Source organism: Haloferax sp. AS1, assembly GCF_014530665.1.
GTDB classification, from domain to species: Archaea; Halobacteriota; Halobacteria; order Halobacteriales; family Haloferacaceae; genus Haloferax; species Haloferax volcanii.
Window position 1 is genome coordinate 2,112,948 of record NZ_SPSA01000001.1, and the last position, 26,609, is coordinate 2,139,556.

At 67.2% G+C, this 26,609-nt stretch carries 24 protein-coding genes; 11 read left to right on the top strand and 13 right to left on the bottom strand.

Annotated elements, in window-relative coordinates; genetic code table 11:
- Positions 1–116 precede the first annotated feature (116 nt).
- Positions 117–269, bottom strand: a complete 153-nt coding sequence (locus E4P24_RS11080; RefSeq protein WP_155821732.1) for an HVO_2142 family zinc finger protein — start codon at positions 267–269, stop codon at positions 117–119.
- 140 nt (positions 270–409) lie between these two features.
- Positions 410–769 carry a DUF2249 domain-containing protein gene (locus E4P24_RS11085; protein WP_004042025.1) on the bottom strand — a complete coding sequence of 120 codons (360 nt, stop codon included), beginning with the start codon at positions 767–769 and terminating at the stop codon, positions 410–412.
- A 32-nt stretch (positions 770–801) separates the two neighbouring features.
- Here E4P24_RS11085 and E4P24_RS11090 point away from each other — a divergent pair, with 32 nt between their 5' ends.
- The 3 genes from E4P24_RS11090 to E4P24_RS11100 all read left to right on the top strand — a co-directional run bounded on the left by E4P24_RS11090 (position 802) and on the right by E4P24_RS11100 (position 3,235).
- On the top strand, positions 802–1,992 hold the full coding sequence (locus E4P24_RS11090) for a TIGR04053 family radical SAM/SPASM domain-containing protein (RefSeq protein WP_008605604.1): 1,191 nt from the start codon (positions 802–804) through the stop codon (positions 1,990–1,992).
- Between the two features lie 83 nt (positions 1,993–2,075).
- Positions 2,076–2,642, top strand: a complete 567-nt coding sequence (locus tag E4P24_RS11095; RefSeq protein ID WP_115861002.1) for a halocyanin domain-containing protein — start codon at positions 2,076–2,078, stop codon at positions 2,640–2,642.
- A 95-nt stretch (positions 2,643–2,737) separates the two neighbouring features.
- Positions 2,738–3,235, top strand: a complete 498-nt coding sequence (locus E4P24_RS11100; protein WP_188148492.1) for a hypothetical protein — start codon at positions 2,738–2,740, stop codon at positions 3,233–3,235.
- A gap of 68 nt (positions 3,236–3,303) precedes the next feature.
- Here the strand turns inward: E4P24_RS11100 and E4P24_RS11105 are convergent, their stop codons facing one another.
- The 3 genes from E4P24_RS11105 to E4P24_RS11115 form a co-directional block, all read right to left on the bottom strand.
- Positions 3,304–3,555 (bottom strand): type II toxin-antitoxin system HicA family toxin, encoded by a 252-nt coding sequence (locus tag E4P24_RS11105; protein WP_115860998.1) that lies wholly within the window; start codon positions 3,553–3,555, stop codon positions 3,304–3,306.
- A gap of 3 nt (positions 3,556–3,558) precedes the next feature.
- Complete coding sequence (locus E4P24_RS11110; RefSeq protein ID WP_004062741.1) at positions 3,559–3,828, bottom strand: type II toxin-antitoxin system HicB family antitoxin; 270 nt, start codon at positions 3,826–3,828, stop codon at positions 3,559–3,561.
- Positions 3,829–4,001: 173 nt separating this feature from the next.
- Entirely contained in the window at positions 4,002–6,284 is a 2,283-nt protein-coding gene (locus E4P24_RS11115) for a nitric-oxide reductase large subunit (RefSeq protein WP_115860996.1), read from the bottom strand.
- Positions 6,285–6,403: 119 nt separating this feature from the next.
- Between E4P24_RS11115 and E4P24_RS11120 the strand changes: the two genes are divergently transcribed.
- Positions 6,404–6,724, top strand: a complete 321-nt coding sequence (locus tag E4P24_RS11120; RefSeq protein WP_115803064.1) for a CGCGG family rSAM-modified RiPP protein — start codon at positions 6,404–6,406, stop codon at positions 6,722–6,724.
- A gap of 34 nt (positions 6,725–6,758) precedes the next feature.
- Here E4P24_RS11120 and E4P24_RS11125 read toward each other — a convergent pair whose 3' ends face one another.
- Positions 6,759–7,412 carry a hypothetical protein gene (locus tag E4P24_RS11125; RefSeq protein WP_115803063.1) on the bottom strand — a complete coding sequence of 218 codons (654 nt, stop codon included), beginning with the start codon at positions 7,410–7,412 and terminating at the stop codon, positions 6,759–6,761.
- A gap of 28 nt (positions 7,413–7,440) precedes the next feature.
- Here E4P24_RS11125 and E4P24_RS11130 point away from each other — a divergent pair, with 28 nt between their 5' ends.
- Both E4P24_RS11130 and E4P24_RS11135 read left to right on the top strand, forming a co-directional pair.
- Positions 7,441–7,608: a hypothetical protein gene (locus E4P24_RS11130; protein WP_158543168.1), complete on the top strand. Its 168-nt coding sequence runs from the start codon at positions 7,441–7,443 to the stop codon at positions 7,606–7,608.
- 7 nt (positions 7,609–7,615) lie between these two features.
- Positions 7,616–7,813 carry a XapX domain-containing protein gene (locus E4P24_RS11135; protein WP_004062737.1) on the top strand — a complete coding sequence of 66 codons (198 nt, stop codon included), beginning with the start codon at positions 7,616–7,618 and terminating at the stop codon, positions 7,811–7,813.
- Between the two features lie 70 nt (positions 7,814–7,883).
- Here E4P24_RS11135 and E4P24_RS11140 read toward each other — a convergent pair whose 3' ends face one another.
- The gene (locus E4P24_RS11140) at positions 7,884–8,987 is read right to left on the bottom strand and encodes a halocyanin domain-containing protein (RefSeq protein ID WP_115860994.1); all 1,104 of its coding nucleotides are present in this window, start codon (positions 8,985–8,987) and stop codon (positions 7,884–7,886) included.
- 156 nt (positions 8,988–9,143) lie between these two features.
- Here E4P24_RS11140 and E4P24_RS11145 point away from each other — a divergent pair, with 156 nt between their 5' ends.
- Positions 9,144–9,785, top strand: a complete 642-nt coding sequence (locus tag E4P24_RS11145) for a helix-turn-helix domain-containing protein (RefSeq protein ID WP_004042034.1) — start codon at positions 9,144–9,146, stop codon at positions 9,783–9,785.
- A gap of 3 nt (positions 9,786–9,788) precedes the next feature.
- Here the strand turns inward: E4P24_RS11145 and E4P24_RS11150 are convergent, their stop codons facing one another.
- Complete coding sequence (locus tag E4P24_RS11150) at positions 9,789–10,157, bottom strand: helix-turn-helix domain-containing protein (protein ID WP_049914811.1); 369 nt, start codon at positions 10,155–10,157, stop codon at positions 9,789–9,791.
- Between the two features lie 257 nt (positions 10,158–10,414).
- On the opposite strand from E4P24_RS11150, the gene E4P24_RS11155 reads away from it, so the two are divergent.
- The 3 genes from E4P24_RS11155 to E4P24_RS11165 all read left to right on the top strand — a co-directional run bounded on the left by E4P24_RS11155 (position 10,415) and on the right by E4P24_RS11165 (position 14,287).
- Positions 10,415–11,572, top strand: coding sequence for a multicopper oxidase domain-containing protein (locus tag E4P24_RS11155; protein WP_004042036.1), 1,158 nt, complete (start codon positions 10,415–10,417; stop codon positions 11,570–11,572).
- A 113-nt stretch (positions 11,573–11,685) separates the two neighbouring features.
- Entirely contained in the window at positions 11,686–13,134 is a 1,449-nt protein-coding gene (thiC, locus tag E4P24_RS11160; protein WP_049921952.1) for a phosphomethylpyrimidine synthase ThiC, read from the top strand.
- A gap of 118 nt (positions 13,135–13,252) precedes the next feature.
- A complete protein-coding gene (locus E4P24_RS11165; protein WP_115860992.1) occupies positions 13,253–14,287 on the top strand; it encodes a sodium:calcium antiporter in 1,035 nt (344 codons plus the stop codon).
- A gap of 71 nt (positions 14,288–14,358) precedes the next feature.
- On the opposite strand, the gene E4P24_RS11170 is transcribed toward E4P24_RS11165, so the two are convergent.
- The 5 genes from E4P24_RS11170 to E4P24_RS11190 form a co-directional block, all read right to left on the bottom strand.
- Positions 14,359–15,261, bottom strand: a complete 903-nt coding sequence (locus E4P24_RS11170; protein WP_115860990.1) for a universal stress protein — start codon at positions 15,259–15,261, stop codon at positions 14,359–14,361.
- An 88-nt stretch (positions 15,262–15,349) separates the two neighbouring features.
- Positions 15,350–15,547, bottom strand: a complete 198-nt coding sequence (locus tag E4P24_RS11175; protein ID WP_004042040.1) for a hypothetical protein — start codon at positions 15,545–15,547, stop codon at positions 15,350–15,352.
- A 250-nt stretch (positions 15,548–15,797) separates the two neighbouring features.
- The gene (locus E4P24_RS11180) at positions 15,798–18,053 is read right to left on the bottom strand and encodes an NADP-dependent malic enzyme (protein ID WP_188148493.1); all 2,256 of its coding nucleotides are present in this window, start codon (positions 18,051–18,053) and stop codon (positions 15,798–15,800) included.
- 175 nt (positions 18,054–18,228) lie between these two features.
- Positions 18,229–18,519, bottom strand: a complete 291-nt coding sequence (locus E4P24_RS11185) for a hypothetical protein (RefSeq protein WP_006601256.1) — start codon at positions 18,517–18,519, stop codon at positions 18,229–18,231.
- 450 nt (positions 18,520–18,969) lie between these two features.
- Positions 18,970–19,221 (bottom strand): hypothetical protein, encoded by a 252-nt coding sequence (locus E4P24_RS11190; RefSeq protein ID WP_049896263.1) that lies wholly within the window; start codon positions 19,219–19,221, stop codon positions 18,970–18,972.
- A 611-nt stretch (positions 19,222–19,832) separates the two neighbouring features.
- Here E4P24_RS11190 and E4P24_RS11195 point away from each other — a divergent pair.
- Positions 19,833–26,555, top strand: a complete 6,723-nt coding sequence (locus E4P24_RS11195) for a PGF-pre-PGF domain-containing protein (protein WP_188148674.1) — start codon at positions 19,833–19,835, stop codon at positions 26,553–26,555.
- Positions 26,556–26,609: the final 54 nt, after the last annotated feature.

Below are 26,609 nucleotides of genomic sequence, written 5' to 3' on the forward strand. Positions count from 1 at the left end.
TGGTTGTCCGGGTTGGAGACGCGCTCCGAACATCTTCGCGAACCGTACCACGCCGTGAGACGCGGAGAGGCGCGGTCGCTAACGAGCGCGCGAATCCCGAGCAGACGAACGGGGGTTCAGTCGCCGCCGACGAAGCGGTCGCGGCGGTACCGACACTGCTCGCAGAAGAACTGCGCGAGCCCCGCCGGCTGCGTGCCGGTGAAGGCCATCTCGGAGCCGCAGTCGGGACACCATTCGGAGTGGGTGGTATTCGTGTGGTCTGAACTCATACCACGTACAAACGCATGGGGTATTATTACATTAACGATTATGCCAAATTAGGCGCGACCGATACGTTTCGGGTCGAAAACGGTGCCGCTCCCGGTGCTGACGAGGGGCACGCAGGAGGGGTGTCGGAGACCGCGCCGACTCAGGGCTCCCAAATCGCGGTGACGACGCCCTCGTCGCGCTCGGCGGAACAGTAGGCGAATCCCCGGTCGTCGAGCTTCGGGTAGAGGAACTTCGGCTCGCGGTCGTTAAGCTGGACGAATACGGTTTCGCCGTCGAGGTCGGTGAGGCGGTTCATCGTCTCCGTGAGCGGTTCCGGCGGCGGCAGCTCCCGCACGTCGAGGAAATCCACCGCTCGCTCGGTCGGTGCGTCGAGTCCGTCGAGGTACGCCTCGCGGTCCATATGCGTGTCGTGGGGGCGACAGCGCAGGAAGCTCACCCCGAACGTGTTCGATTCGGTTTCCCCGGCCAGTCGGCCGAACACGTTCGGGGCGTGGCTCACCTTCCGCGACGCCGAACCGCACGACGAGAGCCATGTCTCGACCGCCACACGTCGACACCGACGCCGACGCCGAAGCCAACGCCGACGCGGGAAGTGACGCCGGCGCGCCGCCGACTGCGACCGCCCCGCCGGACCCGTCGAGCATCGACACCTCGCGGCGGCCGTTCGTCCTCATCTGGGAGGTCACGCAGGCGTGCGACCTCGCGTGCGACCACTGCCGGGCGGACGCGACGCCCGCGCGACACCCCGACGAACTGACCACCGCCGAAGGAAAACGCCTGCTCGACCAGGCCCGCGAGTTCGGCCCGGGCCAACTCGTCGTCCTCTCCGGCGGCGACCCGCTGGCGCGCTCGGACCTCGCGGAGCTCGTCGAGTACGGAACCGACCTCGGCCTCCGGATGACGCTCACCCCGAGCGGAACGTCGTCGCTGACGCCCGAGACGGTCGCAGACCTCGTCGACGCGGGCGTCAGGCGCATGGCGCTCAGCCTCGACGGCGCGACCGCGGCGTCACACGACGCCTTCCGAGGAGAAGACGGGAGCTTCGACCAGACCGTCGCGGCCGCCCGCGCCGCCCGCGAGGCCGGTCTCCCGCTCCAGATAAACACGACCGTCTGCGCCCAGACGGTCGACGAACTCCCCGCGCTCTGCGACCTCGTGGCCGACCTCGGCGCGGTCCTCTGGTCCGTGTTCTTCCTCGTCCCCGTCGGGCGCGGGCGCGTCCTCGACCCGATTTCCCCCGAGCGCGCCGAGCGCGTCATGGAGTGGCTGACCGAGGTGAGCGAGGACGCCCCCTTCGGCGTCAAGACGACCGAAGCGCCCCACTACCGGCGGGTCGCTATCCAGCGCCGGCGGGACGCGAGCGACGCGCCCCCGACCGACGGCATCGGCCGCCGGCTCGGCATCACCGCGGGCGACGGCTTCGCCTTCGTCAGCCACACCGGCGACCTGTTCCCGTCGGGGTTCCTCCCGGCGACCGCCGGCAACGTCCGCGACGGCGGACTCGTCGAACGATACCGCGAGAGCGACCTCTTCCGGTCGCTCCGGGACCGCGACGCCCTCGGCGGGAAGTGCGGCGCGTGCGAGTTCCGCCACGTCTGCGGCGGCAGTCGCTCGCGGGCCTACGCACACACCGGCGACCCGCTGGCGAGCGACCCGCTCTGTGCGTACGTGCCCGACGGCTACGACGGCCCGATGCCCGCGACTCGGTCGGCGGGCGACTGACGCCTCGGAATAGCGGTCCGCGGGAGTCAACCCGAACACGTTCGGGACAATCGCTTGCATCCGTCGCCGCCGAGGTACAGCCGATGACGCGCGACACCAACCTCACGAGACGGCGTTTTACAGCACTGACTGCGACGGCGGCGCTGTCGACGGCGCTCGCCGGCTGTTCCGGCTCCGGCGGCGACGCCGCGAACGCGGCCGAGGCGGACGACGGCGGCGAGACGACCGCCGAATCGACCGCGGAGCCGACGACCGACTCCGGCGAGACGACCGGCGCGGAGAGCGGGTCCGGCGGCGGGAGCGCCCCGCAGTTCGACGGCTGGTTCGACAACGTCGGCAACTACGACGGCGTCGCGGACGCGACCGGGCAGTCGACAGTCACGGTGACGGTGGGATCACAGGCCAACGGCGGGGCGTTCGGCTTCGGCCCGGCCGCCGTACGGGTCGATTCCGGCACCACGGTCGTCTGGGAGTGGAACGGCAAGGGCGGCTCCCACAACGTCGCCGCCGCCGACGGCTCCTTCGAATCGGAGTTGGCGGGCAGTAGCGGCCACACGTTCGAACACACGTTCGAGGCGGCCGGGACGTACACTTACGCCTGTACGCCCCACGAGACGGTCGGGATGAAGGGCGCAATCGTCGTCGAGTAGCGTCCGCCCGCGCCGTTTTTCGGACTGTTTTCGCCCGTTGTCGGTCGGTTCGCACCTCCCGCGAACTTCTTCTCCCAGTGCGCCGAATCTCTCGTATGCCTCGGTCCTCGGTCCTCGCCGCCGCGCGCCGCCGCCCGTCGCTCACGTTCGCCCTCGCGGCCGGCGCGTTCGCGCTCTGGTACGTGCTCGCTGAGCCGGTGGTCGCGTTGCTGACCGGCGGCGACCGGGCCGTCCCCTCCGGACCGATGGCGGTGCTCGTCGCCGGGGGGTTTCTCGGCGGCGGCCTGCTCGCCAGCCTGCTCTGGCGGCGACTCGGCGGGCCGACCTCCCGACCCCGCGGCGCGCTCGTCGGCGGCCTCGTCGGGTTGCTCGCGCTCCCGGTCCCGATGTACCTGCTCGAACTCGCGGTGGTCGTGATGGAGGGGAGCCCGTTCGAAGCGCCGGTCGGGATGGGGCCGGTTGCGGCGCTCGCGAGGAGCGTTGCCCTGTTTCTCGTCGTCCCGCTGTTCCTCGGGGCGCTGGGCGTGATTGCGACGCTCGGCGGGACGATCGTCGTCGGGGCCGCGACGGGGCTGGCGCTCGCGTGGGAGTGAGTCGGGAGAGCCGACATCAACGAGAAATCAGAACGCGTTACTCAGTTCCCGGTGGCCGAGCGTGAAGCTTAGGAATGTTCGTCTATCAATGCACAGAACGCACCGAAATCGTGTGCCTCGGCACTCTCAGCGATGCTCCGGAGCGTCCCGGTACGTAGCTCGCTATGCAGGGGGACGGTTACCTGTCGGCGGTCCTGTTCGTTCGTCGGATGTTCGTAGTACAGTTGCGCATGGTCCCCGGTCGTTCGCCGCCACTCGAACCCGCCGGCGTTGACGAGAACTTTCACGACCTCCATCCCGGAGAACGTCCGCCGCCCCATCGATTAGTCGAGAACATCCGGCGGTTCTTGGCCGCCAGTAGCGTTGTTCGCGGGGTCGATTCCCAGCGCACGAAGTTCGTCGTCCGTCGGCTCACGGCCACATTCGCCGGCGTGGACTGCAACGGCGTCGTCGAGGTTATCCAGCGCGTCTTCTCTGGACTCTCCTTGCGTGGTCACGCCCGTATCGACGTCCTTCGCAATCCACCAGCCACCCTCTTGCCAGAGACGAATCTCGCCTTCGTTGGTATCGCCGTTACGAGTCGAACTGGCCATCTTACCTCTAGTTGCCCGATGAACTGTATAAGCATTCGGCATACCGCTCTCGCGACCGAAATGAAACCGTGATTCGTTCGGGAACGGGTGAGTGTGATGACCGACTCGCGCGCTCTATGCAGCACGACTCCGACAAATATCAGAAAATACGAGGTTCGACAGAGCCTCGCCCGTTAGTCGTCGCCCAAGATACCCTCAGCGACCGCCATATCGTCGACGCTCGGGTCGTCGGCGGACTGCCGGAGGACGAACCGCTTTCTGACGAGGTCGGCCGCGTAGATGACCGTCCCGAGGATGATGAGGGTGTCGCCGGGGAGCCGCGCCCAGAACAGCGTCTGAATCAGCGGCTGGTCGTAGAAGGCGACGCTCCGGGCGGCGGCGTAGCTCCCGGTGAACGCCGTCTCCAGCTGGAGGAAGCCGACCGGGAGGACGGAGACGAACACCATCAACACGAGGCCGACGTTCCAACACCAGAAGGCGGCGCGCAGCCACGAGCCGTCCCAGCGCTCGGCGTCGATGGAGAGCTGGAGCATGTAGGTGACCATGCCGAGCGCGAGGAAGCCGAACGCGCCGAACATCGCGGCGTGGGCGTGGCCGACCGTCAGGTACGTCCCGTGTTCGTAGTAGTTGATGAGCGGGAGGTTGATGAAGAAGCCGAGCACGCCCGCGCCGACGAAGTTCCAGACGCCGCTGGCGACGATGAACATGAACGGCAGGCGGTACGGGAACGACTCGCCCGACATCGCGCGGTACTGCCCGAGCGCCTCGTAGAGGATGAACACCAGCGGGATGAGTTCGAGCGTCGAGAAGACGCTCCCGATGGGCACCCACATGTCGGGCATGCCGACCCACCAGTAGTGGTGCGAGACGCCGATGATGCCCGTCCCCATGACGAGCAGCGCCTGGAGCATGACGGCCTTCTCTGCGCTCCGGCGGGACAGCAGGTTCATCGACACCAGCGTCAGGCCGACGATGGCGACGATGAAGAACTCGAACGCCCCCTCGACCCACATGTGGACGACCCACCAGCGCCAGAACTCCGTGACGGCGATGTTCGTCTCGGGGGTAAAGAGGAAGCCCGCGGTGAACAGGAGGGCGATGGAGCCGCCGGCGTACAGAATCATGTGCGCCAGTCCGTACGGCGGTTCCTTGTCGAGAAGCGGTTTCAGGCCGCGGACGGCCAGTCCCGCCCAGATGAGGAAGCCGGCGAGGATGCCGAACTGCCAGAGCTTCCCGACTTCGAGGTATTCGAGCCCCTCGTTGCCGAGAATCCACCACAGCGAGCCGTCGATGTAGCCGTTCGCGCCCAGCCAGATGCCCGACAGACCGCCGACCACGACGACGACGATAGCGCCGAGGAGGACGTTGATGTACCTCGACTGCTTCGGCGGTTCGTAGCCGGTCAGAAGCGGCGGGAGGAACAGCCCCGCGCCGAGCCACGTCGCGGCTATCCAGAGGATGCCGAGGTCGATGTGCCACGTCTTGGCGATGGCGAACGGGAGCAGTTGCAGGATGGGCACGCCGAATAGCGACTCGATGCCGAAGAAGCCGGCGCGCTCGATGTAGAAGTGCGCGAGCAGACCGCCCAACAGCACCTGCGCCAAGAACAACCCGGCGGCGACCGGGACGAACCGGAGCGCCGCCCGCTGGCTCGGGAAGACGCTCACGTCGCCCGGTTCGGGCACCGTGATGTTCTCGGCCGACGGCTCGGGGAGTTCGACCGACTTGTACAGCCAGATGCCGAGGCCCGCCCCCGCGACGAGAAGCACCATGGCGACGACGCTCCACGTCATCGAGGCGGCGGTGGCGTCGTTCCCCGCGCCGGGCTGGTACGGCCAGTCGTTCGTGTACGAGTGGGTGCCGTCGGGGCGGTCGGTGTGCGAGAACCACGCCGTCCACATGGCGAAGTCCGCGAACGCCCGCGCCTCCTCCTCGGAGTCGATCATGTTCACGGGCACGCCGCGCTCGTGGTCGCCCTCGTGGTAGCGCTCGACGTACTCCTGTCGAACCTGCTCGTGGGCGTAGACCTCGGCCGCGGTGTACCGAATCGCGCCGCCCTCGTAGCTGTCGTCGAGGTCGGATTTCACCACGTCGGCGACGGCCGCTTGGTCTGCGGAGTCGAGTTCGTCGTAGGGTTCACCGTAGCGCTCTTGGGCGTAGTAGTTCCGCATGAACCCGACTTTCAAATCCAGCGCGTCGGCGGTGTAGTCCGCGCCGTAGTACGCGCCGTTGCCCAGTATCGACCCGTGGTTCATCAGGCCGTCTTTCTGGAACACCGTCTTGCCCTCTCGAATCACGTCGCCGTTGGCGACGACGTCACCGTCGGGTCCGACCACCTCGTCGGGGATGGGTGGGGCCTCCTGATAGGCGAACCACGCGCCCGCACCCATCACGACGAGGTTGAAGACGAACACGACGACGATTGCCTTCGCGATGGTCTTGCGTTGTATCTCCATACACGTCGTGGTTCACACGCCTGCAATAGGCTCTACACGCCGCTTCCCGGCCTCGCACAGCTCGGACGAACATGTTCGGATGGTCGCTCTTTGAGCCGGACGCCGTTCCTCGAAGCGTAATGACGACCGATTCGCGACCCGCGGCCCACGACCACGACACGCCCGACACGGCGACCGACCGCGTCCACGACACCTCGTGGTCCGCGAACCTCGAACTCCCGCGACACGCCGCCGACCGCGACCTCGTCGTTGCGGAGGCGGTCGCCGCGGTCGAACACACGACCGCCGGCCACCACGTCAACCTCGTCACCCACGGCGACCACGGCCACCCGGAGACGTACCTGTACGACGCGCTCGCGGAACGGTTCGAGGGCGTGGCGTACGAGTACGTCGAACAGTGCGGCTGCGGCGGGCACGTGACGCGGGTGTACGTGGAGTAGTCTCGGTCTCGTGCTCGAACGTCGAGACCGGTGTCTACACTCGCGGCGAGCCGGTGTCTAGCTCCCCCGACGAGTCCGGGGTTTCAGCGGTTCCGTCGCCGGCATCCGTTCCGGCGAAGAAGTCGAACGCCAGTTCGCCGTCGAGGACGTGCGTGTGCTCGAACGCCCCCGTCTCGACGAGTTCCACGGTACTGTCGACGACGAGTCTGCGGGCCGAGTCCGGCCATTCGGTGACCGCGAGGTTGATGAACGCGGTCTCGTCGGCGAGCTCGCCGAACCGGTGGACCTCGAAGACCGTGGCCGTATCGTCTCGGAACAGCGACACGGACGGGTGGGGCTCGTGGCCTCCCTCGAACGGCCCTCGGAGTGAGAGTTTCGGCGGAGACCCGTCGCCGTCCGGTGCCACGAACCGCTGTGTGAGCGACCGGAGTTCGGTGTCGTCTGTATGCGAAATCGAGACGGCGAGCGGTCTCGGAAGGGGGCCGGAAGTGGGGTCGACGCCCACGGTGGCGAGGTCTCCGTCGTCTCCGGCCCCGTCGAATTCGAGGTATTTTCCCCTGTCTCGGGGGTTGTCGTCGGTCTCGACTACCGGGTCCGTGCGTTCGGTTTGCGGGCCGAGAGAGCTACATCCTGCGGTCAGGGTGGAGGCTGCGATCAGGGCGGACGCGAGAAACGCGCGACGGCGCATACGTAGCAACACACCGGAGTCAGTAACAATGTTCTGGACCGATGACACGCGCTGTGAGTGCTTCGGCAGCGTCCCGGTTCTGTTCGCTGTCGTCCGGTCACAACCGCGGCACACCGCCGACCGCGACCTGGTTGTTGCGGAGGCGGTCGCCGCGCTCGCGTCGATGCTGTACCTATTTATCGGGGAACGCGGATGACTCTCCTATGGCCTCGCAACTCGTTTTGGCCCTGCTGGCAGGCGTCTTCGCCGGAGCCCTGTTCGGCCTCATAGAAACACCGATTCCGGCCCCGCCCGACCTCGCCGGGATACTGGGTATCGTCGGCATCTACCTCGGATACAAGGGCGTCCAGCGGTTGGGGTTCCACGTCGATATCTCGGGGGTGCTCGCGTCGCTGTTCTGAGCGCGCAGTTCGAGAAAGACGGTTCGGTCCGACACTGAACTGAAACCCCCCGACTCCTCCCGCGGACGAGTTACTCCGACTTCCCCTTCGGATACGTCTCACCCGCCGACTCGCCGCCCTCGCCCTTGAGCCACATGAACGCGCCGAACAGCGCGGGCGACGCCAGCATCGCGCCGAACGTCCCGGCCAGCGCGATGCCGCCGAGGCGCTCGGTCCCGGGGTCACCGAACGGTTCGGCCACCTGCGCGTTCGACCCGCCCTCGTCGTCGGTGACGACGACTGCCCCTTTCATGCCGAGCGTCTTGTGCGGCGTGCAGGCGTAGGTGTACGTCCCGGCCTCCTCGAAGGTGTGTTCGAACGTGTGGTCGCCGGCGCTGACGAGGTCGGATTCGAAGCTCCCGTCCTCGGCGGCGACGTTGTGCGACCCGCCCTCGCCGGTCCACGTCCACGCGACGGTCGTCCCCTTCGAGACGCGAATCGCCGCGGGGCCGAAGCCGAACGCCCCGCCGTTGGCCTGCGACCCGACCTCGACCGTCACGCGCTGGAGGCCGGTCTGCGCCTCCACGCCGTCGAAGTTCGAGGTGTTTTCGAACCACGCGTCGAGGTCCGCGTCTCCCTCGCCGGCGCTCTCGGTGGACTCCGACTCGCCCTCGCCGGCCGAGTCGGTCGAGTCGGCTGCCTCGGTCGCGGTCGCGCCGCCGACGTCGCCGACGACGATTGCACCCTTCATGCCGAGCGTCTTGTGCGGCGTGCAGACGTAGGTGTAGACGCCGGTCGAATCGAACGTCCGCTCGAACGTGTGGCCGCTGTCGCCGACGAGGTCGGACTCGAAGCTCCCGTCCTCGGCGGCGACGTTGTGCGACCCGCCCTTCCCGGACCACTCCCAAACGACGGTCGTTCCGGGGTCGACGCGCACGGCGGCCGGGCCGAACCCGAACGCCCCGCCGTTGGCCTGTGACCCCACCGTCACCGTCACCGTCGAGCGTCCCGTCTCGTCCACCACCCCGTCGTAGTTCGAGGTCTGTGCGAACCACGAGTCGAGGTCGGACCCCGACTGCGCTCGTGCGGAATCGGTGACGCCTCCCAGCGCGGTCGTAGAGACGGCCGCGCCGCCGAGGAGTCGAAGTACGGTTCGCCGGCCGAGCGTCGGAGATGTGGTGTCGTTCGAACTCATGATTGAGGATGGCGAGGCGGTGGACCCGCCCCGCTCGACACTCGACGGTCGGGGGTCCGGTGAAAAGCCCGTCTCGGTGGTTCTCGAACCGCGGCCGGAAGCCGAACATGTTCGGAACTATCTTTGTGCGGCGGGGACGACTTCGTTTCACTACCGATGCCCCGGGCAACACTCTCCATCACGCTCCCCGAGCAGGTCTGGGTCTCCGACCTCTCGGGCCGCTATCCGGACGCCGAGTTCACCGTGCTCGCGGCGATGCCGGCCGACGAGACGGGCGTCGGCCTCGTCGAGATACGAGCGGCCGACATCGAACCCGTCGTCACCACCATCGACGAGTACGAGTCGGTCGTCTCGGTGACGATTCTCGAAGCGCAGCCGGAGCGCGCGCTCGTGCAGTTCGAGACGACCGAGCCGCTGTTGATTCTCACGCTCAGCGAGGTGGGCATCCCGCTGGAACTGCCCATCACCATCGTCGACGGCGAGGTGACAGTCGAGGTGACCGCGCCGCGGGAGAACCTCTCGGAGTTGGGCGAACAGCTCACGCAGTTCGGCATCCCGTTCGACCTCGTCTCCATCCACCAGTCGATAGACACGGAGTCGCTTCTCACCGACGACCAGTACGACCTCCTCGAAACGGCCGTCTCCGAGGGCTACTACGACACGCCGAGGACATGCACGCTCACCGAACTCGCCGAGGCCGTGGGGCTGGCGAAGTCGACGACGAGCGAGAAGCTCCACCGGGCGGAGGGCAAAGTGATGAAGGCGTTTCTCGCGCGGGACGACGCGACGGTCGGGTAGGTCTCAGTCGTCGGCTTGGTCGCTGACGGCCGACCACATCGTCGAGAGCTGGTCCGAGGCCGACCGCGACGGCGACGACACCGAAAGCGAGAGGTCGCCGGGTTCGCGCGTCACGACGACCTCCTCGAAGCCGAGCGCGTAGCGGGCGGCGTCGCGGCCGCGGTCGCGTTTTTCGAGGAGCCCCGCCTCGACCATCTGTTCGAGCTTTCGGTACACCGTCGACCGCGGGAGGTCGCACGCGGCGGCGATGTCCGAGGCGGTCATCGGCCCGTCGAGCCGCCTGAGGACCGCCCGACACTGCGGGCTGGTGAGGGCGGCGAACACCGTCTCGAAGTCCGGTTCGAGCGCGTCTGAGAGTGGATTGGTCGACATCTGCGTGAGAGTGGATTGCTCGGCGGCGACCCGCGCGCCGTCGGTTCGATTCCCGATACACCTCCGGGGCGTATGAAAGTCGTGGGGCACCAGCGTCGGTGCGGTCGAACCGATGGCCGTCGATTCTGACTGGTACGCCCGACTCGACTGTTTTCCCGCCCGGTACGTATCGGTCATGCCGAACATGTTCGGTGAACTCCTGTGCGTCGGGAACCGGCGAGACCGTATTCCATACCCCCGGACAACGACCGACCGTAATGCGAAACTACGTCGGTGCACCCGGTTCGACGGTATCGCGTCGCGAATTCCTCGCCGCAACGGGAAGCGTCGGAGCGCTCGGCCTCGCGGGGTGCGCCGCGCCCACGAACGATGACGGCAACGCCGCCGTCGGCACGGACGAGACGACGGTCGCCCAGACGAGCGAGTCGAGTCTGCCGTACACCAGTCCGCCGGAGGTCGTGCAGGTGGACGAACAGGGCGGGCAGGTCACCCTCAAGAGCGCGCCGGCGCGCCACGCGGCCCACCCCCTCGAAACGATGGGCGGGCCGGTCGAACTCCCGCAGGTGTGGGCGTTCAGCGCCGACGACGGCGAGCCGAGCGTCCCCGGGCCGATTCTCCGGACGACCGAGGGCAACGACATGGAGGTCACGCTGGACAACACCGACGGGATGCGCCCGCACACGGTCCACTTCCACGGCGTGCGCAAGGCCTGGAAGGACGACGGCGTGCCGACGACGACGGGCATCCGAGTCGACCCCGGCGAGAAACACACCTACACCATCCCGGCGAACGTGCCCGGAACGCACCTCTACCACTGTCACTACCAGACCCACCGGCACATCGAGATGGGGATGTACGGCATCCTCCGCGTCGACCCGAAGGGGTACGAGCCGGCCGACCGGGAGTACTTCATGACCGTCCGCGACTGGGACTCGCGGCTCCCCCGGCAGATGGCCGGCGAGAACGTGACGTACGACCCCCGGGACCGGAAGCCGGACGTGTTCACCGTCAACGGGAAGAGCGCGCCGCGGACGCTCCACCCCGAAGACGGCTCGCCCATCATCGTCGAGCAGGGCGACACCGTCCGGGTCCACTACGTCAACGCGGGCTACATGAGCCACCCGATGCACATCCACAACCACCGCTTCCAGGTCGTCGAGAAGGACGGCGGCGTCGTCCCCGAGGCCGCCCGCCACGACATGGACGTGACGAACATCGCGCCCGCGGAGCGCCACACCATCGAGTTCACGGCGGACGCCCAACCCGGTATCTACCTCATGCACTGCCACAAGGTCAACCACGTCATGAACGGGGGCTTCTACCCCGGCGGCATGCTGAGCGGCGTCGTCTACAAGGAGGCGATGGACACCGACATCTTCGCGAGCCTGATGGAGTACGCCGGCTACGAGGGCTGAACGACGTACCCTCGTGTCGTCGGAGCCGGTAAGCAGGTCGCCCGCTTGTCGGTCCCCCGTTTCCGACCCGCCCGTCACAACTGTTATTAACCAGTTGTATCACTAGCTAATCAATGGCGTCGACACAGCTCCAACACGCCCGAGCGGGAACCGTCACCCCGGCGATGAAACGGGTCGCAGCGCGCGAGAACCGCGACCCCGAGTTCGTCAGGGAGCAGGTCGCCGAGGGGCAGGCGGTCGTCCCCGCGAACCGCAATCACGACTCGCTGGACCCGATGGTTATCGGCCGCGAGTTCGCCACGAAAGTCAACGCGAACATCGGCAACAGCGAGACGACGAGCGACCTCACCGCGGAGTTGGAGAAACTCCACACCGCGGTCCACTACGGCGCGGACACGGTGATGGACCTCTCGACGGGGTCGAACCTCGACGAGATACGCGAGGCGAACGTCGCGTACTCGCCGGTCCCCATCGGCACCGTCCCCATCTACGAGGCGGTCAAGCGCGTCGACAGCCCCGAAGACATCACCCGCGACCTGCTCCTCGACATCATCGAGAAACAGGCCGAACAGGGCGTCGACTACATGACGATTCACGCGGGCGTGCTGATGGAGCACCTCCCGCTTACCGACGGCCGGAAGACGGGCATCGTCTCCCGCGGCGGCTCTATCCTCGCCCAGTGGATGGAAGAACACGGCGAGCAGAACCCCCTGTACGTCGCGTTCGAGGACATCTGCGATATCTTCGCTGAGCACGACGTGACGTTCTCGCTCGGCGACGGCCTCCGACCCGGCTGTCTGGCCGACGCCGGCGACGACGCGCAGTTCGCCGAACTCGACACGCTGGGCGAACTCACGCGGACCGCGTGGGACCACGGCGTGCAGGTGATGGTCGAGGGGCCCGGCCACGTCCCGATGGACCAGATTGCCGAGAACGTCGAGCGCCAGCGGGAAGTCTGCGACGGCGCGCCGTTCTACGTGCTCGGGCCGCTCGTCACCGACGTGGCTCCGGGCTACGACCACATCACGAGCGCCATCGGCGCGACCGAGGCGGGACGCGCCGGCGCGGCGATGCTGTGTTACGTCACGCCCAAGGAACACCTCGGCCTCCCCGACCGCGAGGACGTGCGCGAGGGGCTCGCGGCCTACCGAATCGCCGCCCACGCGGCCGACGTGGCGAACGACCTCCCCGGCGCGCGCGACTGGGACGACGCGCTCTCGGAGGCCCGCTACGAGTTCGACTGGGCGCGGCAGTTCGACCTCGCGCTCGACCCCGAGCGGGCGCGGTCGTACCACGACCAGACGCTCCCCGGCGACAACTACAAGGAGGCGCGCTTCTGCTCGATGTGCGGCGTCGAGTTCTGCTCGATGCGCATCGACCAGGACGCGCGCGAGGCCGACGGCGAGATGGAGACAATCGAGTCCGCGACCGACCTCGACGCGTCGCCCGCGGCCGACGCGAACCTCCCGCCGGTCGGCGCGCACGACACCGACCGCGTCCCCGACGAAATCGAAATCGGCGGCGTCACGTTCACGCCCGAGTCCGCCCACGGCGACGACTGACGACCCGCCGCGTCCGCGGCCCGCCGACCAACCGACCGCGCGGGCAATCGACCGAACCCACCGCGCGACCACCCCGTGTCGGTGGCTTCTTTTTCCGGGTCGCTGAAAGGGAGTACCAATGGTCCTCGGCAGTCTCCTCCCGTCGTCGCCGCTCGCGAACGTCGCCCTGATTCTCCTGATGACCGGTCTCATCTGGGTCGGCAGCGGGTGGCTCGAAGCGTCAGCCGACCACCTCGCGGCGTACTACGGCCTCCCGGCGGTCGTCCAGGGCTCCATCATCGTCGCCCTCGGGTCGAGCTTTCCCGAGTTCGCCAGCGTCGCCGTCGCCGCGGCCGCGGGCGTCTTCGACATGGGCGTCGGCGCAATCGTCGGCTCGGCCATCTTCAACGTCCTCGTGATTCCGGCGCTGTCGGGGCTCGCCACCGACGGCGACCTCGAAACCAGTCGCCTCGTCGTCTACAAGGAGGCGCAGTTCTACATGGTCGCCGTGGCCACGCTCGTCGTCACCTTCTCGCTGGCGGTCATCTACTTCCCCGTGCCCGACGGCCCGCCGCTGACGGGAGAACTCACCCGCCCCATCGCGCTCATCCCACTGCTCCTCTACGGGCTCTATCTATTCATCCAGTGGCAGGACGTGTCGGAGCACGAAGCCGAGGACGCTGGCGTCGCTGACGGCATCGGCCGCGAGTGGGCGCGGCTCCTCGGCGGCCTCCTCGTCATCCTCGTCGGCGTCGAGCAACTGGTCGGGAGCGTCGAGTCGCTCAGCGCGACGTTCGGCGTCCCGACGTTCCTCGCGGGCGTCACGGTCGTCGCCGCCGCGACGAGCCTCCCCGACACGCTCGTCAGCGTCCGTTCGGCCGCCGACGGCAACAGCGCGACGAGCCTCGGCAACGTCCTCGGGTCGAACACGTTCGACCTGCTCGTCGCCATCCCCGTGGGCGTGCTCATCGTCGGGAGCGTCCCGGTGGACTTCGCCGTCGCCGTCCCCATGCTGGGCGTGCTGACGCTGGCGACCGTCCTGCTTTTCGGCCTGCTCCGCACGGACCTGTCGCTCACCCGGCTGGAGTCGTACGCGCTCGGCGCGGCGTATCTCGTCTTCGTCGGCTGGGTTATCGCCGAGACCGCGGGCGTCACGGGTCTGCTTCGGAACTGACGGGCGGACGCGGTCGGTCCGTCGGGTCCGCCGACTCGGGCCGACTCGGGCCGACGCCCGGCGACCCCGCTCTACTCCTCTCGCGGCTGTCTGACCGTCACCACCGGCACCGGCGAACTCCGAACCAACTTCTCGGCGACGCTCCCGAGCATGTAGCGGTCGAACCCCGTGTGGCCGTGGGTTCCCATCACCACGATGTCCACGTCGTACTCGTCGATGTACGCGAGGATGCCGTCGTGAATCGACACGTCGCGGCCGACCGACTTCCTGATAGTCTCGACGCCCGCGGCGGCCGCCGTGTCGCTCGCCGCGTCGACCGCGTCGCTCGCCCGCTCTTCGAGTTCGTCGAGGAGGAGCGGTCCGCGGATGTCCGCGCCGAAGGCGGCGACGTTGACGACCGACACCGCGTGGAGCGCCGCGTCGGTCGCCGCGGCCAACTCGCTCCCGAACGTGACCGCCGCGGTCGCGCAGGCGCTCCCGTCGGTGGGCGTCAGCACGTCGGCGTAGGGGTACGCGAGGTCGGTCGCCGCGTCCGGCCGAACAGTGAGCACGGGCACGTCCGACCGCCGGACGACGCGCTCCGTGGTGCTCCCGAGGAGGAGGCGGCTCAGCCCCGTCCGCCCGTGGGTCGGCATGACCACGAGGTCGGCGCCCTGCTCGGCCGCGTACTCGGTGATGACCTGATACGGCTCGCCGCGCTCGACGCTCGTCACGGCCGTCACGTCGGACTGCGACGCGCGGGCCGCGGCGTCGCTCACGAATCGCTCGCCGTCGCTTCGGCGGCGTTCGCTGGGGTCGTCGCCGGCGCCGTCGCCCTCGGAGCCGGTCAGGCTCGGGCGGCGCTCGGGCTCCGGCGGGGCGACGTGCAGTAGGTGGAGGGTCGCGTCGTGGGCGGCGGCCATGTCGACGACGTGGTCGAGGACGGCGTCCGCGCCGTCGCTCCCGTCGGTCGGAAAGAGGAGTTGGTCGAACATGGTTCGATATTCTCAGCGAACGCACAAAAGCGAGGAGGCTGGTCGCCACGGGGTGAGAAGCCGACCGCGCCCCCGCCCCCGTCCGCCGTCAGCGTCGGAGCGCCCAGACCGCCAGTCCGATGGCTTCCCGAAGTGTCACGCCCGCCGCGAACACGTACACCGTCTGTAACGGCAGTTCGAGGAAATCGATGGCAGCGACCGCGAACGACATCACGATGGCCATCCCGACCCACCCGAGTGCGAACCGGCGCTCCGACGCCGACGTGTGTGTGCCCAACTCGACCATACTCCCAGACTCGGCCGAATCTATTTAATTTCTCGTGCTGGCGCGCCCGAGCGGGCGGTCGGGTGCGCCGTCGACGGCGGGGTTACTCCGATTGGGTCGTGTTGTTCCGCTCGGGGCCGCTACTCCGATTGGGCGTCCACCACGGCGACCCCCGCCAGGTTGCACGACCACCTTTTTCCGGTTCGGGTTCGCTCCGCTCACCCTCTCCGCAAAAATCTGGACCAAAAAACCCTCGCTCCGCTCGGGGCCGCTACTCGGATTGGGCGTCTACCACGGCGACACCCGCAAGGTTGACGATGTCTTTGACTTCGTCGCCGCGCTGGAGGACGTGGACGGGTTTGTCCATGCCGACGAGCATCGGGCCGATGGCCTCCGCGCCGCCGAGGCGCTGGAGCAGTTTGTAGCCGATGTTGCCCGCTTCGAGGTTCGGGAACACGAGGACGTTCGCGGGGTCGTCGAGTTCCGCGAAGTCGTAGGTGTCGGTCAGCATCTCCTCGACGAGGGCGGTGTCGGCCTGCATCTCGCCGTCGACCGGGAAGTCGACCTCGGGGTCGGCGTGCAGTTGTTCGACGGCGTTTCGGGGCTTGCGCGTCCCCTCGTTCGTGACGCTGCCGAAGTCCGAGTACGAGAGGAGCGCCGCGCGGGGTTCGACGTTGAAGCGCCGGGCGAGCTCGGCGGTGTGTTTCGTCACCTCGGCGAGCACGTTCTCGTCGGGGTCGAGGTTGACCGTCGCGTCGGCGCAGAAGATGACGCGATTCCGGAACGTCAGCATGTAGACGCCGGCGGCGTAGTCGGCGTCGTCGGCCGTGCCGATAATCTGGAGCGGCGGGCGAAGCGCCGACGGGTAGTGGTGCGTGAGGCCCGTCAGCATCGCGTCCGCGTCACCGACTTCGACCATCACGCTGGCGAAGTAGTTCGAGTCGCCCCGCACGAGTTCGGCCGCCTCGGTCCGGGTGAGGCCCTTGCGCTGGCGGCGCTCGTAGAGGTGGTCGACGTAGTGGTTCCACTCGCCGCTTTCGGGGTCCGCGATGGTCGGGTCGAAATCGAGGCCGAGGTCCTCGGCGGTCCGGAGAATCTCCTTCGTTCGGCCGACGAGGATGGGTTCGGCGATGCCCTCCTCGACTAGCTGGCTCGCGGCGCGAATCATCTTCTCGTCTTCGCCCTCCGCGAGGACGACGCGCTTGGGGTTCGACGCCGCCTTGTTGAGGACGACGCGCATCATCTCGCGGGACTTCCCGAGGCGGGCTTCCAACTCCTCGCGGTAGTCGTCGAGGTCGCGCTCGCGGCGGGCCGCGCCGCTCTCCATGGCCGCCTGCGCGACCGCGGGCGTCACCTCGTAGAGGACGCGCTGGTCGAGCGGCTTGGGGATGAGGTAGTCGGGGCCGAACTGGAGCGGGCCGTCGCCGTAGGCCTTGACGACCGCGTCGGGCACGTCCTGGCGCGCGAGGTTCGCCAGCGCCTCGGCGGCGGCGCGCTTCATCTCCTCGTTGATCTCGGTCGCGCGCACGTCGAGCGCGCCGCGGAAGATGAAGGGGAAACCGAGGACGTTGTTCACCTGATTCGGGTAGTCGGAGCGCCCGGTGGCCATGATAACCGTGTCGTCGCGGGCCTCCTTCGCGTCCTCGTAGGCGATTTCGGGCTCCGGGTTCGCCATGGCGAAGATGATGGGGTCGTCGGCCATCGACCGCACCATCTCCTGACTGACGATGCCGCCGACCGAGAGACCGACGAGCACGTCCGCGCCCTCGATTGCGTCTTCGAGGTCGCCGTCGTCGACGCCGCGGGCGAACGGCTCGGCGTACTCGTCGAGTTCGCCGGCCTCGGCCCGCGACTCCGAGAGGACGCCGTCGATGTCGCACAGCGTGATGTTCTCGTGAGGGATGCCCAGCGAGACGTAGAACCGCGCCGTCGCGGTCGCGGCCGCGCCCGCCCCCGAGAAGGTGACGTTCAGCGACGACAGCTCCTTGTCCGCGATGTCGGCGGCGTTCAAAAGCGCCGCCCCGGAGATGATGGCCGTGCCGTGTTGGTCGTCGTGGAACACGGGGATATCCATCCGCTCGCGCAGGGACTCCTCGATTTCGAAGCATTCGGGCGCACGGATGTCTTCTAAGTTGATGCCGCCGAACGTCGGCTCCATCGCGGCGACCGACTCCACGAACGCTTGGGGGTCGTCGTGGTCGAACTCGACGTCGAACACGTCGATGTCGGCGAAGCGCTTGAACAGCACGCCCTTGCCCTCCATCACCGGCTTCGACGCCTGCGCTCCGATGTCACCCAGCCCGAGCACCGCCGAGCCGTTGGAGACGACGCCGACGAGGTTGCCCTTCGCGGTGTACTCGTAGGCGGCGTTCTCGTCCTCCGCGATGTCGCGGCACGGCGCGGCCACGCCCGGCGAGTACGCCAGACTCAGGTCGCGCTGTGTGTTCGTCGGCTTCGTCGTCGCTATCTCTACTTTCCCCGCGGGCGGACGCCGATGGTAGTCTCGGGCGTCGTCTCCGAGTGTCATTGCTCGTGATGGGAACGGTGAGGTAAGTAGACCCTTCGCTCCGACAGCGCCACGTCAACGAGAGTCACGCACAGCGCAGCCGCTCGTCGCGCCGTTTCCCCGCCGGGGTGATGAATGTACGGGTCCGGCTGGTGCGTACGGGCGGCAGCGTCGTTGGCACGCCCCACCCGCGCGCTCACCGGAGCGCCTCGTGCGGCATCGTGTAGAGCTGAACGTTGTCCGCTATCGACACCTCCTCGAAGTGACTCTCCGTTACGAACAGGTCCGAAACCGAGTCGACTTGCTCGATGGGATAGATATGCTTCGCGCTGCCGTAGCCGTGGTACACCTCGACCGGCACGGCGAACGCAATCTCTCCCTCGTCGACTTCGACTGTCGCACCGAACGTCAGCTCGTCGTCCTCATCGACAACTGTACAGATAGTTGATGGTACCGTATCCCCTGCATCGTATATCTCTTTGACCATCCGTTGACAACCCACACTATTTTTCATTACCTTGAACCGTGTTTCTCCCCGCCCACTCTTCGGGAACACACTGCTCAAGTTTCAGCCATATGTCCAACGAGCACCGTCATAACTATTACTCAACCGTCAGAACTATATGAGTAGTTGATACGTTCGGCGGCGCGTTGACCCGCGTGCGTCGAGTCACTGCGTCGGAACCGAACCGCGAGCCGCCGACCGCTGGCCGACGCCCGTGGTGTGTCTCTTCGCCCGCCTCGGGGGCGACGAACTCGACAGCCGACGCTCCCGGCCCGGGCGAGAACCCGCGCGTTCACCGACGCGTCGCCGGGTGAACTCCCCGTCAACTGTCTAGTCGTCTCCCTGGTACGTCGTCGTGCGCGCGGCCTGATAGTCGACCATCAGCTTGCGGACAGTTCGTGTCGCACGCGACCCGCGAATGCGACGTCGGGCTCAGCGGAGGGCGTCGTGCGGAATCGTGTAGAGTCGGACCTCGTCCGCGACGGTCATCTCGGCGGGTTCACCGTCCGTGACGAATAGGTCCGAGACGCGTTCGATCTGTTCTGTCGGATAGACGTGCTTCGCGCTGCCGTAGCCGTGGTACACCTCGACCGGCACGGCGAACGTCAGCACATCCTCGGCAGCGGGAACCGAGCAGATATCCGTCGGTACGTTCTCTCCTGCTTCGTATCGCTTGTTAACCATTCTGATTACCCACCCTTTGTGGCGGCTCTGAGCAGTATCTCACCCACCCCTTGAGATATCCTATCGAGTTTCGACTACAACTCCAACGACCACGATGATAATCGTTCCCCCCAAGTGGACGAGAGCGGCGGCCGAACGGGTCTCACACGGTCGGGTGGTCGTGATCGCGAGTTTCATCGCGTTCGAGAACGTCCGACACGCGTGTTCTCGGCCGAGGTCGAACGCGCCAAACCGTTGTCGGTTGTCCCAGAGTGTGATGAAGATACGTCTGTTACATCTCTGTCGGTCACTCGCGTTCCGTCCACCGCGGTCGCCTCGCAACCGCCACCCGCGGTCGCCTCCCAACGCCCCTCGCTTACGCGGGAGCCAAGTCGACACCGCCGATATCATAACATATATTATGGATATTCGCACGTCGGCGGCGACCGCGCCGTGTCGCTTGCGACGACGGGGGTTGATTTCAACGGCGTGAGGTCCGCCCGAGAGCAGGCATCGACCTTTCAGAAATTTTCACATTCAAAAGTATTATGCCGTTTCTATCTGTTGGGTGAGATATGAGTCGCTACCGCAGGCTCTCCCGACAAGGGTTGAGTCTTGCACTCACTCTCATCGTGGTATTCTCGGTTATCGCAGGGCCAGTCTCTGCGAGCGCCGGGACCGCCACAGGTGAGGCACAACTGGGTGGACCGCCCGCTAACCAACTCGACACGGTCGACGACGACCAACTGACCCGGGCGTCGGAGAACATTAGCGTCTGGGACGGCGCGTTCCTGTCGCTCCGGCCTGACGACACCGACTCGCGGCTCGACTCGGCCGCGGCGTATCAGGTCCAGTCGACCAACACGTACGTGCGGGTAGACGGGAGGGAGCGGTCCCTCGAAAAGAATCCGATGTACGTGTACAACGTCGGACAGGAGGTCCCGTTCACGTTCTCCGGTTCGAGCGCCGGTGCGCCCCGAGCCATCGAGGGCCAGGACGTCCAACTCGTCGCGGCAAAGCTCGATAAGGGCGCGACGATTCCCCGGAGCGTCCCCGGCATCGCCCAGACGCTCACGAGCGACGACGACGTGAGTTCCTCGGTCGTCGGCTCGGCGCAGGGCACGTCGGACGACAACTCGTTCGCGTTCACGCCCGACGAGTCAGGCATGTGGATGTTCGCGGTCGTCACCGTCGACGACGGCACCGGCTTTTCGGACGCCAACGGCGACGGGAACCTCGAAACCGACGGCAACGTCACGTTCGTCGGCGTCGACGCCCTGCCCGTTCAGCAGGGGTCGTCGTCGGTGAGCGCGCCGTCGCTCGCGGGCAACGGCCAGAACGTGACGGTTACGGTGGACGCCTCGTCGCTCGACGCGATCGAGGTCAGCCACACCGTCGCAATCTTCAACGAGTCCGACCTCTCGAACTACGACCAGACCATCAACGCGACCGACCGGTCGAGCATCTCGCTCGAAACCGAAATCGCGCGGGTCAACGGGACCAGTCGGATGCCGTCGAACGCGAACATCATGGGCGTCACGCCCGGTTCGCGCTCGTTCGTCGGCAGCGAGACGGCCGTTTCGATTTTCGACCAGCTCAACGACAGCACGTCCCGGTTCGACGACGTGACCGTCGTCTCCCCGGGCGCGACCGTCTACGGTTCGGCCGTCACCGAGGTCGCGGGGAACCAGACGACCGTCGAGGTCCCCATCGCCGACGACGCCACGCCCGGTGACTACGTCGTGATGCACGTCGCGACGAACCAGTCGGGCACCGAGTCGGTGACGAACCGCGCGCCGCTGCAAGTCGCCCAGAGCGTCCAACTGAACCTGACGGCGAACACGACCACGCCCGTCGCGGGTGAGGACGTGGAGTTCGCCGTCACGCGCGAAGACACCGGCGCGGCCGTCGAGAACGCCGAGGTCACCGTCGGCGGAACGACCGTCCAGACGAACGCCAACGGCGTCGCGGTCGTCACCGTCCCGACGGCGGGCGAGTACAACGCCACCGTCTCGAAGAACGCGACGAACGGCGAGGCGTTCGCCGGCGACGCGCTCGCGCTCGACGTGTTCGAGCCGGCGACCTTCGAGTACAGCAACCTCACCATCGAACCGAAACAGGTCGTTCCCGGAACCGACGTAGTCGCGAACGCGACCGTCGAGAACGTCGGTGAAGTCAACGGGAGCTACGAGGCGGCGCTCACCGTCGATGGCGAGCCGCAGCCGTCCTCCGACACCGGCGAGCTCCAGCCCAACGAGTCGACCGAGGTGAGCTTCACCACCTCGTTCGAGGACCCCGGCACCTACAACGTCTCCATCGACGAGCTCTCGACCGACGACGCCGAACTCGTCTCGCGGACCGTCCGCGTCATCGCGCCGGCGAACTCGACCGTGACCGACGTCACCGTCGAGCCGACGAGCGTCAACACGACCGAGCGCTACACCACTTCGGCGACCGTCGAGAACACCGGCGGTCGCTCCGACCTGGTCCGGCTCACGTACACGACGACCGACGACTCGGGCACGGAGGTCTCCAACACCACCCGAACCGTCGTCGTGGGCGCTGATTCCACGGTCACGAGAAACGTGACCACGCTCGCGCCGACCGCGCTCGGTGCCGACGACGTCGGAAACTTCACCGTCGCCGTCAACGGCGTCGAAGCGGATTCGACGCTGACGGTCACGCGGCGCGACCGGCTTCCGCCGACCGTCCGGCTTCCGGAACCCGCACAGGGCGCGGTTCCCTTCGGCACGCCCATCACGCTCAACGTGAGCGACGAGTCGGACATCAGGCGCGCGACGTACAGCTTCGGTAACGGCTCGCAGCCGCTCTCGCTCGACGCCAACGGGAGTGCGACCGTCCCGACCGGCGACCTCGACGAGGGAGAGACGACGCTGACGGTCAACGCGACCGACACGGCCGGGAACACGATTACCCGGACGTTCAGCTTCGACTTCGTCTCCTCGCCGCGCGTCACGAGCGTCGAACCGACCGACGTCGTCGGGCCGTCGAGCACTATCTCGGCGTCCTTCGCGGACGACCGCAACGGCGACGCGGAGTCAGGCATCAACGCCAGCGCGACGACGCTCGTGGTCAACGGCACGGCCGTCGACCTCTCGGGCGCGACGACGAACGACAACTCGACGCTCGAAATCAACGTCTCCGAACTCGGCGTCTCGCTCGACGAGGGGCCGACGACCGCGAGACTGACCGTCGTCGACGAGGCCGGCCACGCCACCTCGCGGCTGTTCGAGTTCGAGTACGACGAGACCGCGCCGACCGCGAGTCTCACGCTCGACCCCGACTACGACGAGGACCGCGAGGACGTGAGCGCGAACAACCCCGTCGACATAACGCTCGACAGCGCCGACGACAACCTCGAATCCGCGGCGTTCGTCGTCCGTGACTCGGACGACGAGGCGGTGTACACGCGCGACGTGACCTCCCTCGCCAGTTCGACCGGCGAGTTCGAAATCGAGTGGGACGGCACGAGCGACGACAGCAGTCTCGTCGACAGCTGTTCCTACAACCTCACGCTCGTGAGCACGGACGCCGGCGGTAACACCGGCGTCGCCAACGCCACGGTCTGCGTGGACAACGATGAGCCGACCTACGACGTGTCGGCCGTCGACGGAACGACGGACCCCGTCTACACGAACGGCAGCGTCGATGTCGCGTACAGCACCTCGGAGAGCGTCACCGTCGAATACGCGTTCGAGTCCGACTCGGGCGTGACGGCGACGTTCGAACGGACGCCCGACAACGGGACGGGCAACCACACGCTCGACGTGGCGTCGGCGCTCCCCGACGGGAACTACACGATGACGGCGACCGCCACCGACCTCGGTAACAACCAGGTCACCGTGGAACGGGCCGACCCCGTCGTGGTCGACACGACCGACCCCGGACTCACCGCGACGCTCAACACGACCGAGTCCGGCACCCTCTCGGTCAGCGTCGCCAGCACGGAACCGCTCGCCGGCACCCCCGACGCGGAACTCACCGACCCGAACAGTAACGTCGAGTCGCTGAACCTCACGGAACAGGACTCGACGACGTGGACCGCCGAACTCGACACGACCGAGTCCGGCGAGTACGCACTCGACGTGACGGGGACCGACCGCGCCGGAAACACGGCGAGCGACTCCAGTACCGCGACCGTCACGAGCAACAACTTCTCGGAGCAGTCGTCGGTGCTGCTCGTGAGCGCGAGCGGCGACACGTTCATCCGCATTAACGCCAGCGACGACGCCGACCTGCCCGCTGGGCAGACCGTCATCACGCTGACCGACACGAACGTCCCGCCGAACGCGCTCTCGCAGGGCACGGCGGCGACGAAGTACCTCGAAGCCAACGCCGGACTCACCGAGGACCAAATCGAGAGCGTCACCTACGGCTTCAACGAAGACCTCGACACCTCCGGAAACGGCTTCAACATCGTCTACATCGAGCGCGGCGGCACGCAGGTGCTGCCGACGACGCTCCAGACCGACCCGTTCGGCCTGTCCGGTAACTACTACACCGCGACCCGAACCGGTCTGTCGACCTACGGCGCGGTCGAAAACGACACGGAAGCGCCGACCATCAGCTACGACGACCCGACGGAAGGCGCCGAGTTCTCCGAGGTCAACGACACGGTCTCGGTGAACGCGACGCTCTCCGACAACGTGGAGGTCAACACCTCCTCGGTGTCGGTGACGCTCGACAGCGACGGACCGGTCAGTAACGTGGACGTGACCGACAACGCGACGGTCACGAACGAGTCGGTCAACTACACCGCGTCCGGTCTCTCGCCGGCGGACTACACCGTCACCATCGAGGCGTCCGACACGAACCTGACCGCCAACACGGCGACCGAACAGGTCAACTTCACCGTGCAGGACGACCGCGAACCGCCGACGATCACCGCGCTCGGCCCGACCAACGGCACGACCTTCCCGTTCGGCACCGACACGGTGGAACTCAACGCGACCTACGAGGAAGCGAGTGACGCGGTGAACGACACCGGCGTCGACGCGGAGAACGTCACCGTCCTGTACGACGGACAGGACATCTCGGCCTCGGCCGCGCCCGACGCGACCGGGTTCAACACGACCGTCTCCGTGGACGGAAACGAGACGCACAACCTCACCGTTCGCGTGCTCGACAACGCCGGTAACAGCGTCGAGGACACGACGAACTTCAGCATCGCCGCTGACGACGCCGAGCCGACGGTCGAGATTTCGAGCCCCGTCGAGGACGAGGAACTCTCGAACACGACGAGTTCGGTCAACGTGACCGCGAGCGTCGACGACGCCGAAAGCGGCGTCAACCTCAGCTCCGTGACCGTCACCTTCGACGGGACCGACGTCACGAGCGAGGCGGCCCTCGACGACCTCTCGAACATCCGGCTCAACGAGACCGGTCTCGAACCGGGCACCAGCCACACGGTGTCCGTCTCGGCGGCCGACGAGAGCGGGAACGAGAACGTCTCGACGGTGAACTTCACCGTCGCGCCCGACCTGACGGCACCGAACGTCACGCGGGTCAGTTCCCAGAACGCCACCTTCGAGAGCGACGCTAACGTCTCGGTCGAAGTGAACTACTCCGACCCCGAGAGCGGCATCGACGCCTCCGCGGTGACGCTGCTGCTCGACGGTGAGGACGTGACCGACGACGCGACGGTGTTCTCGAACCCCGGCGCGACGCTCGACCTCAACTCGTCCGAAATCGACTCGGGCGAACACCTACTCAGCGTGCGCGTCACGAACAACAACGGTGACACGACCACGAACGACACCACGTTCTCGGTCAATCAGGGTCCGGACATCGCCGTGACCGCCGCGGACCTCAACGCGACCAGCGTGCAGACCGGCGACCAAGTCGAGGTGACCGCGCAGGTCGAGAACTTCGGTGACGAGACCGGGTCGCTCGACATCGGCGTCACCGGCACCAGTCAGGCGGGCACCACCGACTTCGGCGTCACGAAGTCCGTGACCCTCGACACTGGTGAGAACCAGTCCGTGAGCCTCGTCATCGAGCCGACGAGCGCGGGCACCTACTCCATCGCGGTCGACGAAACGACCACGGAGAACGCGCTCGACGTGAGTTCGCCGACCGCCGACATCCAACTGCTCAGCGACTCGTCGGCCAGCCCGTCGACGCTCCTCGAAGACGAGGAGACGACCGTCACGGTCAAACTCGGTAACCTCGGCGGCGCGAGCGGCAACATCTCCGGCGACGTGACCCGGAACGGGACGACGGTCGGGAACGTCTCGACCTCGCTCGCGTCCGGCGCACAGCGGACGTTCACCTTCACCGACACGCCGCCGGGAACCGGCGACTACGTCTACGCGTTCGGCGGCGAGACCATCGAGACGGTCAGCGTCTCGGCGCGTCTCCCGGCGTTCAGCATCGACGCGGGCGCGAGTTCCATCTCGCAGTCGACCGTGGACACCGAAGAGACGTTCACGGTCTCGGTGCGCGTGAACAACACCGGAACCGCGGAGGGGACGTACACCAAAGCGCTCACGGCTGACGGCACGACGCTGGCCACGGAGAGCGTCACCGTCGGCCCCGGTTCCTCCGGCACGCTGACGTACACCGTCTCTATCGACGACGCCGGCACGTACGACCTCCAGGTCGACAACGTCACGGTCGGCAGCATCACCGTCGAGGAACCGAACGTCGGTGGCGGCGGCGGCGGTGCCGGCGGGAGCAGCCTCCCCCACGACGACACGACCGACAGCGACCGGCTGTTCTCGGCACGCGGCTTCGACGCCCAGTTCGACGGCGGACAGGGCGTCTCCGCGGTGAGCATCACGTTCAGCGAGCAGACGACCGGCGAGGTCGTCGTCAGCGAACGGTCGGGAGTCCCCGGCAGCGTGGGACAGCCCGATGGCACGGCCGTCAGCTACGTGCGGATTGACGTGCCCGACAGCGCGCGCGACCGCGCGTCGACCCTCCGGTTCACCGTCAAACAGAGCCGGCTCGACGAACTCGGCATCGAATCGTCCGACCTCGTGGTCCGGCGGTTCAACGAGGACGCCGGTTCGTGGGAAGACCTCGAAACCAGCGTCGTCGACAGCGGTAACGGCGCGGTCGTCCTCGAGGCCGACACGCCCGGCTTCTCGTACTTCGCCGTGACGTCGAGGCAGGCCGTCACGACGACGACGCCGGACGACGACGACGGCACGACGACGACGACGACGCCGGACGACGGCACCGACACGACGACTGGCACTGCCGGCTTCGACGACGAAACGTCGACGGCAGCGAGCGACACGACCGACTCCCCCGTTCCCGGATTCGGCGCGGCGCTCGCCGTGGTCGCGCTCCTCGCGGCCGCGCTCCTCGCCGTCCGTCGGAACGACTAACGACCGCACCGCGCGGTTCGTCCCTTTTTTCTCTCATTTCTTCGACCGGTCCAG

Excerpts from the sequence above, each read along its gene's own strand:
- E4P24_RS11080 (WP_155821732.1), bottom strand. The coding sequence starts at position 269 with ATGAGTTCAGACCACACGAATACCACCCACTCCGAATGGTGTCCCGAC.
- E4P24_RS11090 (WP_008605604.1), top strand. The coding sequence starts at position 802 with ATGTCTCGACCGCCACACGTCGACACCGACGCCGACGCCGAAGCCAAC.
- E4P24_RS11095 (WP_115861002.1), top strand. The coding sequence starts at position 2,076 with ATGACGCGCGACACCAACCTCACGAGACGGCGTTTTACAGCACTGACT.
- E4P24_RS11100 (WP_188148492.1), top strand. The coding sequence starts at position 2,738 with ATGCCTCGGTCCTCGGTCCTCGCCGCCGCGCGCCGCCGCCCGTCGCTC.
- E4P24_RS11105 (WP_115860998.1), bottom strand. The coding sequence starts at position 3,555 with ATGGGGCGGCGGACGTTCTCCGGGATGGAGGTCGTGAAAGTTCTCGTC.
- E4P24_RS11110 (WP_004062741.1), bottom strand. The coding sequence starts at position 3,828 with ATGGCCAGTTCGACTCGTAACGGCGATACCAACGAAGGCGAGATTCGT.
- E4P24_RS11115 (WP_115860996.1), bottom strand. The coding sequence starts at position 6,284 with ATGGAGATACAACGCAAGACCATCGCGAAGGCAATCGTCGTCGTGTTC.
- E4P24_RS11120 (WP_115803064.1), top strand. The coding sequence starts at position 6,404 with ATGACGACCGATTCGCGACCCGCGGCCCACGACCACGACACGCCCGAC.
- E4P24_RS11125 (WP_115803063.1), bottom strand. The coding sequence starts at position 7,412 with ATGCGCCGTCGCGCGTTTCTCGCGTCCGCCCTGATCGCAGCCTCCACC.
- E4P24_RS11130 (WP_158543168.1), top strand. The coding sequence starts at position 7,441 with ATGTTCTGGACCGATGACACGCGCTGTGAGTGCTTCGGCAGCGTCCCG.
- E4P24_RS11135 (WP_004062737.1), top strand. The coding sequence starts at position 7,616 with ATGGCCTCGCAACTCGTTTTGGCCCTGCTGGCAGGCGTCTTCGCCGGA.
- E4P24_RS11140 (WP_115860994.1), bottom strand. The coding sequence starts at position 8,987 with ATGAGTTCGAACGACACCACATCTCCGACGCTCGGCCGGCGAACCGTA.
- E4P24_RS11145 (WP_004042034.1), top strand. The coding sequence starts at position 9,144 with ATGCCCCGGGCAACACTCTCCATCACGCTCCCCGAGCAGGTCTGGGTC.
- E4P24_RS11150 (WP_049914811.1), bottom strand. The coding sequence starts at position 10,157 with ATGTCGACCAATCCACTCTCAGACGCGCTCGAACCGGACTTCGAGACG.
- E4P24_RS11155 (WP_004042036.1), top strand. The coding sequence starts at position 10,415 with ATGCGAAACTACGTCGGTGCACCCGGTTCGACGGTATCGCGTCGCGAA.
- thiC (WP_049921952.1), top strand. The coding sequence starts at position 11,686 with ATGGCGTCGACACAGCTCCAACACGCCCGAGCGGGAACCGTCACCCCG.
- E4P24_RS11165 (WP_115860992.1), top strand. The coding sequence starts at position 13,253 with ATGGTCCTCGGCAGTCTCCTCCCGTCGTCGCCGCTCGCGAACGTCGCC.
- E4P24_RS11170 (WP_115860990.1), bottom strand. The coding sequence starts at position 15,261 with ATGTTCGACCAACTCCTCTTTCCGACCGACGGGAGCGACGGCGCGGAC.
- E4P24_RS11175 (WP_004042040.1), bottom strand. The coding sequence starts at position 15,547 with ATGGTCGAGTTGGGCACACACACGTCGGCGTCGGAGCGCCGGTTCGCA.
- E4P24_RS11180 (WP_188148493.1), bottom strand. The coding sequence starts at position 18,053 with ATGACACTCGGAGACGACGCCCGAGACTACCATCGGCGTCCGCCCGCG.
- E4P24_RS11185 (WP_006601256.1), bottom strand. The coding sequence starts at position 18,519 with ATGGTCAAAGAGATATACGATGCAGGGGATACGGTACCATCAACTATC.
- E4P24_RS11190 (WP_049896263.1), bottom strand. The coding sequence starts at position 19,221 with ATGGTTAACAAGCGATACGAAGCAGGAGAGAACGTACCGACGGATATC.